We start from the raw sequence: 13,946 nt of genomic DNA, 5'->3' as shown, positions 1-13,946 counted from the left end.
ATATTCAAGCATGAGAAATAAAAAATTATGCCTATAGATTCCATTCACCCAGAATACCAAAGACGGATAAAAGAATACCGCATTTGCCGAGACTGCTATGATGGTGAAGGGGCTGTCAAGTCCAAGGGGGAAGACTATTTGCCTAAATTGACGAACCAGGATGAAGAACGTTATACCAGATACAAAGATCGGGCAGTGTTTTATGGAACCTTCGCCCATACGGTGCATGGGAAAGTCGGGCTTGTGACCAGAAAAACACCCGTAATTACCCTGCCTGCCAAACTGGAAGACTGGAAACAGGATGTCACCTTGACAGGGGTGAGCCTTGAAGGGTATATCAGCCAAATACTGCATGAGGTCTTGATCACAGGACGGTGTGGTGTCCTTGTGGAACGTTCCGTGGATGGTGAGAATCTCTATCTGGCAAGTTTTCTTGCCGAGGATATTGTCAACTGGAGAGCGGATTACGGAGTTGTGCAATTGGTGGTACTCCAGGAAAGATCGTGGGAACATTCGGCCACTGATCCGTATGAGGTTGCTATACAGACCAGGTACAGAGAATTATTCCTGGATGGCGGGATTTATAAGCAGAGAATCTGGACTAAAGTCGTGAATAACGGTAAGAGTGAGTGGGTTAGTGAAGAGATCATGCCCAACCGCATGGCACATCCCCTGGATCATATTCCGTTCACGTTTTTTGGTGTGAGTGACATCGGGTGCGTTCCTGGGAAGCCTCCGATGCTGGATTTGGCTTATCTCAACCTGGCGCATTACCGCAATAGTGCGGATTTTGAACAAAAACTCCATATCCTCGCAGCAGGGACACCCTGGGCGGTAGGAATTGACATGGACGAGAAGCCCACCGAAGTTGGGCCAGAAGTGTTATGGTCTTCCAGACATGCGGATGCAAAGTTCGGGATCATGGAATACTCTTCCAGTGGCGGTGATTTGTTCCACATGGCTATGGCAGAGAAAAAAGACGCAATGAGTTCCCTGGGGGCAAAACTGATTGAACAGCAACGCAACCAGGTCGAAACAGCCGAGACCGCTCGCTTGCGGATCAGCTCACAAACCAGTGTTTTAGCCAATATCGTGAAAACAGCAGAGGTAGGGCTGGCCAACGTATTGAAGGATGTGGTGGCTTGGGAATTAGGCGATGCCACAGAAGTATCGGTGATGATTCCTAAAGACTTTTTGAACGACAGACTGACTGCTCAGGAAATATCAGCATTGGTGCAAGCATGGCAAAACGGGGCTATTTCGTTTGATACCCTGACGTATAATTTGAATCAGGGTGAGATATATCCTGAAGATTTTGACCTGGATTCCGAGGCTGCCCTTTTGAAGACGGCAAAACAGGGATCATCACAATTCAACGACCAGACTACGCCTGCGGATGTGGTTTGGACTAATAACTAACGGCCCATAGGAGACTTATGGCGGTACCAGCAATCGTAGAAACTTTAGAAAATGTGCCTGAGGCACTTCGGGAACTCTATGCGCCAATACAGGTGGATGGTGCCCAAAAATACACACTGCAACTCGAAGGCGTACCCCCTGGGTTTGTAGAAAAGACAAAGCTCAATGAATTTAGGGAAAACAACACAAAGTTGTTGAAAACTCAGAAAGAACTGGAAGAACGGCTGAAAAGTTATGACGGGATTGAAGACCCTGCGAAAGCCAAGGAATTGATGTCCAGAGAAAAAGAGTTTGCGGAAAAGCAATTGATTGACCAGGGAAAATTTGAGGAGTTGTTCAATCAGCGCACATCCATCATGAAAAAAGACCACGAGAATCAGACACGACTATTGCTGGAACGAGCGGAAAAGGCGGAAAAGGAACGTGAAGCGTTCATGTCCCAGCTTTCGGAAACCAGGCTGGAGACCCGACTGCAAAAAGCCATTAATGACACGGCAGTCCCGCAAAAGGACGCTATTGATGACATCATGGCCAGGGCAAAACGCTCCTGGAAAGTATCCGATGAAGGACAACTCTATGCGGTTGATGAGTCGGGTAACAAACGGTACGGGCGCAATGGCAATGATTTGCTTTCGCCTGAAGAGTGGATGACTGAACTCGCACAGAATGCCAAGCATCTGTTCCTCCCCTCCACAGGTGGCGGAGCAAAGGGGGCCAATGGTTTCATGCGTACAACGGACGGGATTGTCCTGACTAAAGAAGACGCTAAGAATCCAGTAAAATACTGGGCGGCCAAAGAGCAGGCCCAGAAAGCAGGCACAAGAGTCATCTTAGGCTCTTGATTCGGATTCTCAGTGAGATTCCTTCCTCTCGGAGAGAGGACTTGATAAATTACATTCAATTTAATTAATTCCTTTCAATAGAGGCAATATGAACCAGATTGACGCATACAACCCCACGTTTTACGCACAAGAAGCATTGATGATTTTGTACAAATCGCTTGGCATGGCCAACCGTGTGTACCGAGGTTATGACAAGGCTACAGGGCAAAAAGGGAAAACAATCCAGATCCGCAAACCAGGAAGCTTCGATGTAAACGAGGGTGGATCAGGAACGATTCAGGATCTTGAAACAGACATGATTGACGTGACCCTTGACCAGTGGAAAGAAGTGAAATTCGGGTTGACTGACCTTGAGCTTTCCTACACAACTGATCAAGTGATTCAGGAGCATATCGCCCCTGCTGCGTATGCGCTGGCAAACTATATCGATTCCGCATTGATGGGCCGTTATATTGACGTACCATGGCAAATTGACGGGCAAGCATCTCCTGACGAACAAGATGTTGTGAATTGCCGTAAAGTCCTGGTGGACAATGCGGGTGCGTTGATTGACGCACAAACAAACATGGTTCATTTTGCGATTGATTCGTTTCTTGAGGCTGCATATTTACCGCAAAGCTGGATGTCGAACGCCAGCGTGAGCGGAAACGGGCAGAACCTGGATGCGTTGTTACGTGGTACCCTGGCGCAACGCTTTGGCGTTCAGTTATTCCGCAACCAGAACATCAAGCAACACACCTCTGGTACTGTGATCTCAGGAACCAACACGGGTGCGTTAGTTGGTGCTGCAACCAAAGGTGCTTCTTCCATTGCCGTGGACGGATTCGCTGTGGGTGGTGAAACGCTGAAAGCCGGTGATTCCTTCGTGATCGCAGGGAATTCACAACGCTATGTTGTGACATCCAATGTGACCTTGACGGGTGGTGCTGGAACAATCGGTATCTTCCCCAATCTGGTGCAAAATCATCTGGACAATGCTGTGGTGACATTTGACCCAGGTGCATCCACTAATGCGGACAGCTTTTATGCAAATATGATGTTCCACCGCAACGCTTTTGCTTTGGCAATGGCACCCCTTCCCGAAATCGGTGACGGTGCTGGCGCTCGCATGAGTGTCATTACCGACCCACAAACCAACCTCTCTATCCGCTCACGTTTGAGTTATAATGACTCAAGTGCCAAAGTGGTTGTGACCCTCGATGTCCTGTTTGGGACAAAGTGTGTTGAGCCAAATCTGGCATGTTTGCTGCGCCGAGACGTTTAACAAAATGGGGCTAAATGCCCCTTTTTCATGCAGGAGTTACAATGGCATCCATGAGTGTATTGAAAATTGTCAATCCCAGAAACCCTGATGAGTTCAGTGTTATCAATGAGAGGGATTTTATCCCAGGAAAGCATATTTTATGGGATGACAGACTGAAGGCGAGAGAGTTGGAAGTTGCTCGCAGAGAAAAGGAAATTGCCGAAAAGGAGCGGGAACAGCAGAATAAAAAGAAGAAAAAGGACGAGTCTGAACAAATCCTGCCATCTTCCCAATCAAACAGTGAACAGTGAACATTTTAATCGTCATTGTTGGTGTGTTTTTTGGTGAAGTTTTGCTGTACTTGTTGGCATTCAGTATAAGGCATTTATCAAAGGATAAAAATGTATGTATTCAGACAAACGAAAACCTATGCAGTGAGCAATGACCAATTTTATCCGATTGTTTTGCCGGAGGGAGTTGACTACGCACTGGGGTTTGAAGCAGGATTACAGGATAACACGTCCTGGGAATTGAAAGCGAATGCAGGTTCAGATCCTTATGTGGTGGTGGGTGCGTTCGAGTATCGTGGTTTTGACAAAAAGCCCCTCGTCAGCAAAGGCGAAACCATGTTTTATGCCAGGTCTATTGAGCCTTCCAGAACTTTACAGTTAATCATTTACTGAGACAGCACTCATGGGGACTAGACGTGCAGGAATATATATTTCCGACCAAACCCAAACTGGCAAGACGCTCGTTACTGAATTGCGGTTTCAAGATGGCGCAATCACGTCCATAGAAGGCGATAAAGCCAATATTGATGAGAGTGCGGGAGCCGGACATGGCACAGGCTTGGTTACAGCGCATTCCGACATGATTCAACCGCCTGCTGGTGGCATTGGTATCACTGCCTCAGAACGTCAGAAACTAACCCATATCACCATCACCATTCCGATCAGTCTGGATACCATAGGTGCATTGCTAGAGCAATTCAACGGCATCTCCCAACTGGTAAAAACCGATGGAGCAGGTAAATTGCCGATATTATCCGGTGAAAACCTGGTGGGAGTGTTAAAAACCACAGATGCCGGTTCCGTTTTCCTGGAACCTGATGGCGATGGCAGCCAATTACAAAACCTCCCCACAGATTATTCCAGAGCAAAGAGTGGCATAAACTCAGACATTACCTCTTTACTCGGTCTCTTGGTTCCGCTCTCTCAAGACCAGGGTGGGACAGGAACAAATGCCGTGGCAAATAACCCAAATGGAATCGTGGTTCTTGACGGGTCAGGTCGCATTCCCGCAAGTGTTTCAGGAATATTACTCCAGGACGTGCGTAAGCCATTGATTGTGGATAATCTCGTCACAGATTATACCATATTGCCCGAAGATTTTGACCACAAAATATTGACAACCACGGGGGCTGAGAACCATATTGCGTTTACTCTACCCAGCGCAAATTTGGTGACGGGTAAAAAGATCACAATTGTCAAAACAAGTTCCAAATTCATTACGATAAAAACAGTGGGAACGGACAAAATCAATGAAACGCAGCCTGGTGGTACCTACTCCACAGACGCCACAGCTTTATTTTTCCACCTCGAAATCATGTCAGTCGGTGGTGGCCTGTTTGTGGCCAAAGGCATTGGCGCATGGGTTCCCGATGAAAATTATATACAATAGCTGCCTCTTAGGTTCGGTGGGATTGCTTCTGCCAATCTTTGCGTCCCACTGTACCGACAGAGGCACACTTTTTAAGATTGGTGGGAATGGTCAGGTCGTTTGGTGTTGGCGGTAAAGCGTACCGTTCTGAGGTTTTTACTCCAGGTGAGATACCAACAGAGGATATAGTAGTTCAGGGGTTACTGACCTATAATTCTTATGTGTTGCCTGGACTAATTGCCCTCGTAGATTCAATTGAATCCCGTTTTTTGCTGGTCGAGTGGAATGCTGTCCTGCAACAGACTGTGACCGATGAAACCGGCGAGACCGTTTATAACAGGTTCACTTCGGTAAGAAGCTTCAAAAACATGGATTCTATCCTCATTAGCGAGTATGGAATCCTTGGTGAGATCATGGAATATGAGGTATATGCTGAGTTGGAAGGGAGCATGACGAATGTGTATTTCAGAAATTATTCCAGTTGGCCTTTGGTCGTAAAGTTTGCTAGAATATTAACCATGCAATGAAATAAGGTTGGCAGAATTGTTTTAACGCAAGGATTGGCGTTTTTTTAACAACACCTTATGGATAAGGGGATATTATGGGCGCACCATTCAGAATAAGATATGGACTGGAAATTGAAAATGGTCTGTTATACACGCAATCCCTTGTTGGATCGGTTGATCCAAGTCAGGGCGCAGGTCTCGCAGCTCCAATCGGTTCCGTGTACCATCGGCAAGGCACAAATGGGGAAATTTGGATAAAATATGCTGCTGGTGATACCGCATGGCGTAGAGAAGCGACAGAGGACTATGTTGACAGTGCGGTAGCAAACCTTTCTTCAGGAACACGTTGGCGAGCTGAAATTGTAGTTATCGGAACTGGAGATGATATTGTTGCTTCTCCAAGTACAACAGTTGTTGATGATGCGGCGAACACCGACACCACTTTCAAAGTTGCTGATGTAAGTGATTTGAAAGTGGGTATGAGTGTGGTGGTTGGAGTGGAAGCAGCCAAAATCATCGAATCCATTAACTCAGGAACGTCTTTCATCACTCTGTCCTCTGCTTTGAGTGCGGAACCCGCCGCTTCTGATTCAGTTGAAGGAACAGCGGTAAGCACGATTGAATTTTCCGATGATGACAATACAACCGTCACGGCTCCTCAAATTGGGGAATATGTGTTGTCTGGTATTGGCAATGCAGCAGGTCTGAAACTGTGGCAAATCAACAGTTCCAGTGAGTATGAACTTGCTGTAGATGCATTGGGATCTGGAGATGTTTTTGTAATCAATAATTATCTTCCTGCAAGTCCAGATCAGGGTGAAGATACTTATCAAGTGGTCGTCACGAATGTGGCTGCTGGAACTGTAAAAGCTGTTCCATTCAATCCAAGGGTTGCTGATGAGATTGGTCTGTCTTCTGTCTACGCTGCTGCTTCAGGAGATGTTGCTGATACAGACGACGTAGAATCAGCCATTGAAAAATTGGACGGCAACATTGATGCTGTGAACACATCTTTGGGAACCGCTCAAGGTGCTACAAGTCTTGGCACCATTGGCGGGACTGCTGGTGCGGATGATATTCTTTCCGACACAGAAACCGTCAAATCGGCATTGATTAAGTTGGGTGATGAGATTGGGGATGCAGTAGTTCCTGTAACCCGTACCAATAACCCGATCAGTGACCAGGATGTGAACTCCAATATCGAGAAACTGGATGCTGCAATCGGGACAAACACCGAACTGGGCACCCCCAAGGGACGAACAACTGGTGTAATGGTTGTCAACTCCTCCGTTTCTGCGAAGTTGGGCAAACTGGATACCTACCTGGGTGACGATGTTGTTCCAACCACCAGAACCGTTGGTGCGTTAGTCGCAGCCAATGATGTAGGGGCAAACCTGGAAGCATTGGATAGAGCTATCGGTACCAATGCCCATATTGGTTCTACGGAGTTCGTTTCAACATCCAATAGCGTGAACCAGAATTTGAGCGCATTGGATGCAGGTATCAAAGACCGCTTGGAACGGGACAATGTGACCGGAATTGCTGCGGACACTCCAACCACCGTGTTCTCCTTTTTGACAAAGGACTACAGGGCCATGGAGTTCACCCTTGCAGCGCATAACTCAACCTCCGGTAAATTTTATGCCACCAAAATTCTGGTGTCCCATAACCGTGCGGGTACGACCATTGCTACCGTCATTGATGACACGTTGTATGCGACTGTTTTCAGCGCTGGGACAAAGCTATTGTCTGCGGTATCGTGTGCTTTGTCAGGAACAGGTGACGCCCAGGCGGTCAATCTGAGCATTACTGCGGCTGAAACGGGCACTGATGTTTCCGTTACGGCGGTTAAATTGCTGTAAATCCTTATCAGCCCTCTTTCGGGAGGGCTTTACGATGGGACTTTTATGGAAACAATCCTTGTAGCAGATTCATTTGCGCTGAACAATGAGTATATTAACCCGAAGATGCACTATACTGAAGCCCCAGGCGATCCCAGAGATGGCTTGGGTTATTCAGCTCTTATTCCGTCCGTGTTGATGAATGCCACAGGCATTTATGTCAAAACAGGGAGCGGAAACACGGAGTGGACGAAGGTGAGTCCAGTGGATGTGATCGAAGTCAAAAATAATAATTGGGTTGTCCGGTTCGGAATCATTTTCGGCAATCTGAATTATTTCCTGGTGGGTGTCAGAGATACCGGAGTCTGGATCATTAAACGGATCCACAAAAGCGATTATAAAGTGGAACACTCACGCACAGAAGAATCCTGGGCTGGAGGTATATACGGCTATGGACTGCAACAGTATGGAATAAGTCCGTATGGCGGTAGTGATCCTTCCGCATGGATCAATGAAACGATGCAACGGTTTGCCTCATGAGTTTAACTACCCGTGCCAGTCAATTTGAGAGAGGAATCGCGTTAGGGCGATCAGAAAACAACCTGTTGCATTTTCTGGAAGATGTTATAGATCCCGAAACAGAGGAATTAGACCTCCCGTTTCCGTCCATTATCCTGTGCAGTACAGGAATTTGGTTCAAGACAGGAGCGAATAACACGGATTGGTTGAATTATGGGAATCCAGAGCAGCTTATGGCAAAAATTTATCCGGCAAAAATACCAAAAGTCGTCAGTCTGTCAGACGTAGACAAAGATGTCTGGGTGACACTTATTGAATTGAACAACGTGACAGGGGATCTGGTTGAATTAACCGTGGCGTCACGATCAGGAGACATCGAATACCGTGTCACGATTGACGGGCTGAGTCCTGTAACCGTTATTATGAAAGCAGACAGTCATATGATGGATTGCGGGTTATGTAAAATAACCTTGCCAGCCCATTTTAAGTTTTACTGTAAATTAGAGGTCATGGGTTCAAAAAATAAAACGGATTGGGCGTTGATGTATGCCGAATGGAGCGTGTAATGGGAATCACCATCACAGAGTACCAGGAAAACGGTAAAGATTATTTCAGTATTGTAGACGGTGCCACGATCAGGAGTGTCCCCAAAGAACCATACGACAGCATTGCGGTGGACGGGCAGGGCAATAACTATATTCTGAAAACAATTCCTGTAGATTCCAGACCCTATTTGCACATCACTGTGCCTGCGGAACACATAAAGCCGGATGGCACATGGTGGATTGGAGAGACCCCAGTCACGTTTTCGTTAAAAATCCGCACAGGGCCAGTTGATACAGACCCCATCGTCCCAGCATTTGAGGGCGAGTTTTATGTCATAGTTCGGAACAGGTCTGGAATGGACATATTTGGAACGTATATCAACATGGTGGCCGGAGAAGGGACGGTTGTATTTGACAAACTGGATCTGCCATTGGGTACAACCCGAATTAAACTGCATCCTGAAGATTATAAACTGGTTCAATTCTCTGGAGAATTTGAGGCAGTCATCGTGTAACATTTGCTTATGAGAGCGTATGCCATCCCCGTTGATTTTAGGAGTGAATTCTTTAGCCACTGTCGATGAGGTGAGTGAGTACGTCAGTCAGTATTTCAACATGCCAGGTGTCACTGCGTATGAGGAGTTGATTGAGGACGATCCATCCACTACCTATCAGAAGTCTTATATGCTGATACGAGCCTCAGCGACCATCAATAGCTACCTTAAACGGCAATCCCTCCAATCTTACAAAGACGTTTACAACCAACCCCTGGAATATCCGAGGAATGGCGCCTATCCCGAAGCGGTGAAAGAAGCTGTGTTTATCCAGGCATTGCATATATTGGAGTATAGTCAGTTTTACGGATCGCAAAAACACACCAGAACTCAGACCATAGGCGATCTGTCTACCACGGTGGACGTGGAAAGTCTGATAGATGAAATGGACAATACCAGCCCCTTTGCCGTCAAAATTCTGGAGAGGAGCAGTGAAGTGTTTTCACTGGCAGTATTTACCACGTCAAACCGCTTGAGCCGAGTATGATTTCCGATATTAAAAACGGATTCCAGTTGAATTCAAAACTGGAAATACAAGAGCGTGTGAAGTCGTTTTATGAGGGGGATGAAACATTTGCAGTCGTCCAATCCAATGTGAAATGCGTGTTTCTGCATTCGCAAGGTGTGGTTCTGTTCATTACCGAGAAGTTGATCAGCGAGCTGGATATTGAAAAAAAATATCAGGTCATCCATAACACAAAAACTTATCAAGTCAACTCCGTGACCCCTGTCAGTAATGGGGAGCGTATCATTGGATACAAGATCGAATGTGCGTATTGAGCAAATGAACCTGCAACGGAATAATGAAAGGACTGGATAATGGCTGAACAACAGATCAACGAGTCTCCAGTTTGGAAAAAATGGAAAAAAGAGTCTTGGTCGCAGGGCATGGCCTCGATTCAAGCGCATACCGAAAGCCTGCAAGCAATCCTCCAGAAAGCCTATGAGCGGTTGAGTATCGCTCTCACCCAGGAAAAACTCACCTCGTACCAAAAAGGCATTGCCTTCGGGAAATTCAAGTACCTGGAGCAAGCCCTTACCAAGACCTATCCAGAATTGACACGTTGGGTACATTCCTTCGTTCCAGAAAGCTTCAACATGGGTGTGGAGTGGGCTGACATGAATTTGCAGGAATTGGGAGAAGGGAAACCTATCCCCATGACGCAAGTGATGGTGCGCCAGCTCAAGCTCATATCGGAGGAAGTGTTTACTGACATAGCAGGGCGAACCATGCAGATGAAAGAGAGTGCCGTCAAATTTCTGCGTGAAGAATTCGCCAAGGCGATTCGGGAAGGAACAGCACTGGGCCAACCTCAGCAAAAAATCATCCAGGAGTTATACAAGAAGCTTAAAAGCCAGGATGGGTTTGAGTTTGTAGACCGAAACGGCAAGCGGTGGGATCTTAAAACTTATACCAAGATGGCGGTCAATACGTATCATGCCAGGATCAATCGGGAAGCAAAAACACAACGGTTTTTGGAGCGTGGGTTTGATGTAGGACAGATTACCTTCACAGGGGCCAAGGATGAATGCCAGTTCTGGGAGGGCAAAAGGGTGGCACTAACAGAAGACGCAGCCAAACAATTCGGGTTGCCCATGTTCAACGCATTGCCCAGTAACGAGATTTTTCACCCGAACTGTCATCACTCTATTGGTATGACAAAAGAGATCATCCAGGACAGGAATAAGGCCGTCAGAGATATGGCTGCGAACAAACCTCCCAAAATGCCAAAGTCGGGAGGAAGCACTGTCACCGACAGACCGGACGAGGTAATCAAGGAACGCTTAAAAACGCAGGCCGAAGAAAAAATCGAGAAAGATTTGCAATACAAGAACTCCATGCAGGAACGTCTGAATGACCCCACTGTGTTTGTGTCGTTCAGCAAGCTTCAGGAGCATTCCTCCATCAGTCTCAATGGTATCCCGTTTGGGCATGAAGAGCCTCAAGACTTTCGCAATATCCTGGACAAGATTGACGAACCGAAATTTGTGCCACATCCCGAAAAGAAAACCTCCACAGGGGTTATTATTGAGGAACCGGATGGACGGATATGGATTTTTGAGCCAAAAGATCATTATGGCGGCATTGAGCATACCTTCCCCAAGGGGCAACTGGAGCCTAATCTGACGATGCAGCAAAACGCTATGAAAGAGGCGTATGAAGAGTCTGGTCTCAATGTCAAAATCACGGGATTTGTGGGTGATTATGAACGTGGAACAACCAAAACCAGGTATTACAAGGCGGTTCGTACAGGAGGCGACCCCGCCGATGCCCACTGGGAAGCAGCCAGGGTGAAACTTGTTCCCAAGGAAAGACTCAAGGACTTTCTGAACATGGAAATAGATCACAAATTGCTCAACGATTATATTGAACGTTACCACCTGGCAGATTCTCTGGAATTTGTGCCAGGCTCCCAGGGAGGCAGCAATCCAGGCGGGAAATTCATCAACAAATACACTGGGAAAGTCTATTACGGAAAATTTTACGCCAACACCATGCAGGCAAAATCGGAAATACTGGCCCAGAACATTGCGTCCGCATTTGGATTGGAAGCTCCGAAATCCAGGATTATCTCAGTCATGCCACCGCCAGGACTGATCCATAACGCAGGGACAGGAAGACGGATGTTATTGCTGACGGATTATGAGGAGGGGCTGACCTCCATTGACCTCCGTGGAAAGAAGACATGGAACCAGAACAATGAGCTGGCCAAGCACCACATTGTTGCAGGACTGGTGGAAAACTGGGATGTAGTCGGGTTGTCGATGGATAACCTGCTTCAGAACAAAGATGGCAAATTTATTGTGATTGATTCAGGCGGTTCGTTCCGGTTCAGAGCGCAGGGTGGCCCCAAAGCGTATGGGCCTGATCCTTCGGCGTTTGATACCTTACTGAACCTCTCAATGAACCACCAGTCTGCGAGTGTGTTTGGGCCGGTGTTCAACGAATTCACCAAAAAAAACGCCAAGCAGTATGTCAATCAACTCACCAAATTGACAGACACCAAACTGAAAGCATTATGCAAAGAAGCCGGTTTCGGGACGGATACTGAACTCATAAATAACCTGATTGCCCGTAAACACAAACTGATTGCAATGCTAGGCTCGTATGTGGTGATGAAACAAGCCACCCCAAGCGATGTGATGCAGAAAATCGAGTCGTCTGACATCAAGGGTATTGTTGCCGAAGTAAAGAAGGCCCGTATTGTGGGTAAGAACGTGCGCAGTGACCTTGATTTGGTTGAGGACACCAATACTCTTTGGTGGGAAGAAAAGACGATGGACAATAAAGTTGTAACGAAGATTAAGCTCAAGTTGACCAAGAAAGGTGCGGAGCGTGTGTCAGACTTTGTTGAGGCTCAGAGAAACAAGCCGTATGACCCTAAAACACTATTGGAAGAAGATGTTTTCTGGCCGACCATCTCTGCCGCAATGGAAACTTTAAGTAAAGGCAGAGATTCCGCATCAATGGCCAAAATAAACGCAGCGTTAGAGCTTACCTCCGACTTGACAAGATTGTCCAGGAATCCCGATCTGCCTAAAGAAGTCTCTGCAATGGCTACTTATTACTTGAGTATTTTACGAGAACTGGAGGATGGGGCTATGATGGGGATCTACTCCGCCTATTTGCGGAAGGAAAGCATGGAAGCACCTAATGGTGTAAAAACCATTCAGGTGAAAACGGAGGTTAAAGAGGTCAAAGCTAAAGAGATAATAAAAGGCTATGCAAAGGAAACAGAAACAAATGCTTTCCGGCTGAACAAAAATAAAAAAGTAGTTGTCCTGACAAAAGGGGCTGTTGAAGCCACTTACTATGGTAAGTATCACGGGAAAGACTTTAGCATAGATACAGAGGGACGAGGGGAACACAAGTTTTACGCTTTTGAGGGGCAAGTTGAGCTGAAATATAATGGAGAATTCAACGACAACGCTTACAAGGAAATTGTTGGATTCATGGGCGAGATGGGTATTGACATGAGCCAAACGCCAAAAGAGTTCAAGGAGTGGTTGTATTTGATGCAAGGGTTACACAAACTTGGTGATAAGCACCCCGTGATCACTGAGATTAACAACTCTGACTGGTCATACCAGAAAAAGGTTGCAGAGCTGAAAGGCTACGTGGCTTTAACACACATGATTGACTTGCCATCCAATGAGCCCTATCCTGAGTGGTATAACCCAGAAGGAGAGGTGAACCACTTTGGCGACGGGTGGAATAAACGGTACAGGTGGGATTTCACCAAAAAGGACGCAGAGGAGCGTTTCAAGGATCAAAGTCTTAGTCATTACACCGAAACCAAACTAGACCAGTTGGTTGGTTATTTCCTTGACCAGGGTGGAGATTTTACCTGCACGATGGAACGGCTCCGTAAAGGAATCCCCTTGAGCGGTGGAGAATCCCCAGAAACAGATATGCACACGGGTGGAGCGAATTATGTGTTTTTTACGATGCAGAATCAATACAAGGTTGATAATGGGCGATCACAGATAAGACTAAAAAAGTCAGTATTATCCCGCATGGACTTGGTGGCCTATTCTGGTGACAATTATGGTCGGATGTATGAGGGTGCTTCTCATTATGAACAGGATTTTAAGCCCGAAAAATGGGAGAAATACAAGCAAAATTCACGGCGTAACGAGTTCATGGTTAAGAATGCGCTTAGTATTTTTGACGAAGTGGAAGCGTTTGTGTGTCTTTCACAGTATGAAGCAGAAGAATTGTTAAAAGTTTTCAAAAACCATGGCATAACTGAAATGCCAGATGGCAGACCTGTAAAATCCATGATCTTTTATGGAAATAATAAACCCTTATAAAGC

14 protein-coding genes are annotated in these 13,946 nt (G+C 46.4%); all 14 read left to right on the top strand.

Annotated features, from left to right (window positions below; translation table 11 throughout):
- Positions 1 to 138 precede the first annotated feature (138 nt).
- Positions 139 to 1,419, top strand: a complete 1,281-nt coding sequence (locus HQM11_07740; protein ID MBF0350910.1) for a DUF4055 domain-containing protein — start codon at positions 139 to 141, stop codon at positions 1,417 to 1,419.
- A 17-nt stretch (positions 1,420 to 1,436) separates the two neighbouring features.
- Positions 1,437 to 2,261: a hypothetical protein gene (locus HQM11_07735; protein MBF0350909.1), complete on the top strand. Its 825-nt coding sequence runs from the start codon at positions 1,437 to 1,439 to the stop codon at positions 2,259 to 2,261.
- Positions 2,262 to 2,349: 88 nt separating this feature from the next.
- A complete protein-coding gene (locus HQM11_07730) occupies positions 2,350 to 3,525 on the top strand; it encodes a hypothetical protein (protein ID MBF0350908.1) in 1,176 nt (391 codons plus the stop codon).
- Between the two features lie 41 nt (positions 3,526 to 3,566).
- A complete protein-coding gene (locus HQM11_07725; protein ID MBF0350907.1) occupies positions 3,567 to 3,815 on the top strand; it encodes a hypothetical protein in 249 nt (82 codons plus the stop codon).
- 90 nt (positions 3,816 to 3,905) lie between these two features.
- Positions 3,906 to 4,187, top strand: a complete 282-nt coding sequence (locus HQM11_07720; GenBank protein ID MBF0350906.1) for a hypothetical protein — start codon at positions 3,906 to 3,908, stop codon at positions 4,185 to 4,187.
- 10 nt (positions 4,188 to 4,197) lie between these two features.
- Positions 4,198 to 5,184 carry a hypothetical protein gene (locus HQM11_07715; GenBank protein MBF0350905.1) on the top strand — a complete coding sequence of 329 codons (987 nt, stop codon included), beginning with the start codon at positions 4,198 to 4,200 and terminating at the stop codon, positions 5,182 to 5,184.
- A gap of 86 nt (positions 5,185 to 5,270) precedes the next feature.
- A complete protein-coding gene (locus HQM11_07710) occupies positions 5,271 to 5,690 on the top strand; it encodes a hypothetical protein (protein ID MBF0350904.1) in 420 nt (139 codons plus the stop codon).
- Positions 5,691 to 5,764: 74 nt separating this feature from the next.
- Positions 5,765 to 7,531 carry a hypothetical protein gene (locus HQM11_07705; protein MBF0350903.1) on the top strand — a complete coding sequence of 589 codons (1,767 nt, stop codon included), beginning with the start codon at positions 5,765 to 5,767 and terminating at the stop codon, positions 7,529 to 7,531.
- A gap of 45 nt (positions 7,532 to 7,576) precedes the next feature.
- A complete protein-coding gene (locus HQM11_07700; GenBank protein MBF0350902.1) occupies positions 7,577 to 8,050 on the top strand; it encodes a hypothetical protein in 474 nt (157 codons plus the stop codon).
- Between the two features lie 212 nt (positions 8,051 to 8,262).
- Positions 8,263 to 8,595, top strand: coding sequence for a hypothetical protein (locus HQM11_07695; protein MBF0350901.1), 333 nt, complete (start codon positions 8,263 to 8,265; stop codon positions 8,593 to 8,595).
- Positions 8,595 to 9,089, top strand: coding sequence for a hypothetical protein (locus tag HQM11_07690; protein MBF0350900.1), 495 nt, complete (start codon positions 8,595 to 8,597; stop codon positions 9,087 to 9,089). Before HQM11_07695 ends, HQM11_07690 begins: the two co-directional genes overlap by 1 nt.
- A gap of 19 nt (positions 9,090 to 9,108) precedes the next feature.
- Entirely contained in the window at positions 9,109 to 9,615 is a 507-nt protein-coding gene (locus tag HQM11_07685; GenBank protein ID MBF0350899.1) for a hypothetical protein, read from the top strand.
- Positions 9,612 to 9,908, top strand: a complete 297-nt coding sequence (locus HQM11_07680) for a hypothetical protein (GenBank protein ID MBF0350898.1) — start codon at positions 9,612 to 9,614, stop codon at positions 9,906 to 9,908. Before HQM11_07685 ends, HQM11_07680 begins: the two co-directional genes overlap by 4 nt.
- A 39-nt stretch (positions 9,909 to 9,947) precedes the next feature.
- Positions 9,948 to 13,943 carry an NUDIX domain-containing protein gene (locus HQM11_07675; GenBank protein MBF0350897.1) on the top strand — a complete coding sequence of 1,332 codons (3,996 nt, stop codon included), beginning with the start codon at positions 9,948 to 9,950 and terminating at the stop codon, positions 13,941 to 13,943.
- The last annotated feature ends 3 nt before the right edge of the window (positions 13,944 to 13,946 follow it).

The sequence above is a fragment of the SAR324 cluster bacterium genome, assembly GCA_015232315.1.
Taxonomy (GTDB): domain Bacteria; phylum SAR324; class SAR324; order SAR324; family NAC60-12; genus JADFZZ01.
Note: the sequence above shows the minus strand (reverse complement) of the source record. Positions and strands in the feature narration are given on the sequence as shown.

Coding starts and splice junctions, on each gene's coding strand:
- HQM11_07735 (MBF0350909.1), top strand. CDS start 1,437: ATGGCGGTACCAGCAATCGTAGAAACTTTAGAAAATGTGCCTGAGGCA.
- HQM11_07730 (MBF0350908.1), top strand. CDS start 2,350: ATGAACCAGATTGACGCATACAACCCCACGTTTTACGCACAAGAAGCA.
- HQM11_07725 (MBF0350907.1), top strand. CDS start 3,567: ATGGCATCCATGAGTGTATTGAAAATTGTCAATCCCAGAAACCCTGAT.
- HQM11_07720 (MBF0350906.1), top strand. CDS start 3,906: ATGTATGTATTCAGACAAACGAAAACCTATGCAGTGAGCAATGACCAA.
- HQM11_07715 (MBF0350905.1), top strand. CDS start 4,198: ATGGGGACTAGACGTGCAGGAATATATATTTCCGACCAAACCCAAACT.
- HQM11_07710 (MBF0350904.1), top strand. CDS start 5,271: ATGGTCAGGTCGTTTGGTGTTGGCGGTAAAGCGTACCGTTCTGAGGTT.
- HQM11_07705 (MBF0350903.1), top strand. CDS start 5,765: ATGGGCGCACCATTCAGAATAAGATATGGACTGGAAATTGAAAATGGT.
- HQM11_07700 (MBF0350902.1), top strand. CDS start 7,577: ATGGAAACAATCCTTGTAGCAGATTCATTTGCGCTGAACAATGAGTAT.
- HQM11_07695 (MBF0350901.1), top strand. CDS start 8,263: ATGGCAAAAATTTATCCGGCAAAAATACCAAAAGTCGTCAGTCTGTCA.
- HQM11_07690 (MBF0350900.1), top strand. CDS start 8,595: ATGGGAATCACCATCACAGAGTACCAGGAAAACGGTAAAGATTATTTC.
- HQM11_07685 (MBF0350899.1), top strand. CDS start 9,109: ATGCCATCCCCGTTGATTTTAGGAGTGAATTCTTTAGCCACTGTCGAT.
- HQM11_07680 (MBF0350898.1), top strand. CDS start 9,612: ATGATTTCCGATATTAAAAACGGATTCCAGTTGAATTCAAAACTGGAA.
- HQM11_07675 (MBF0350897.1), top strand. CDS start 9,948: ATGGCTGAACAACAGATCAACGAGTCTCCAGTTTGGAAAAAATGGAAA.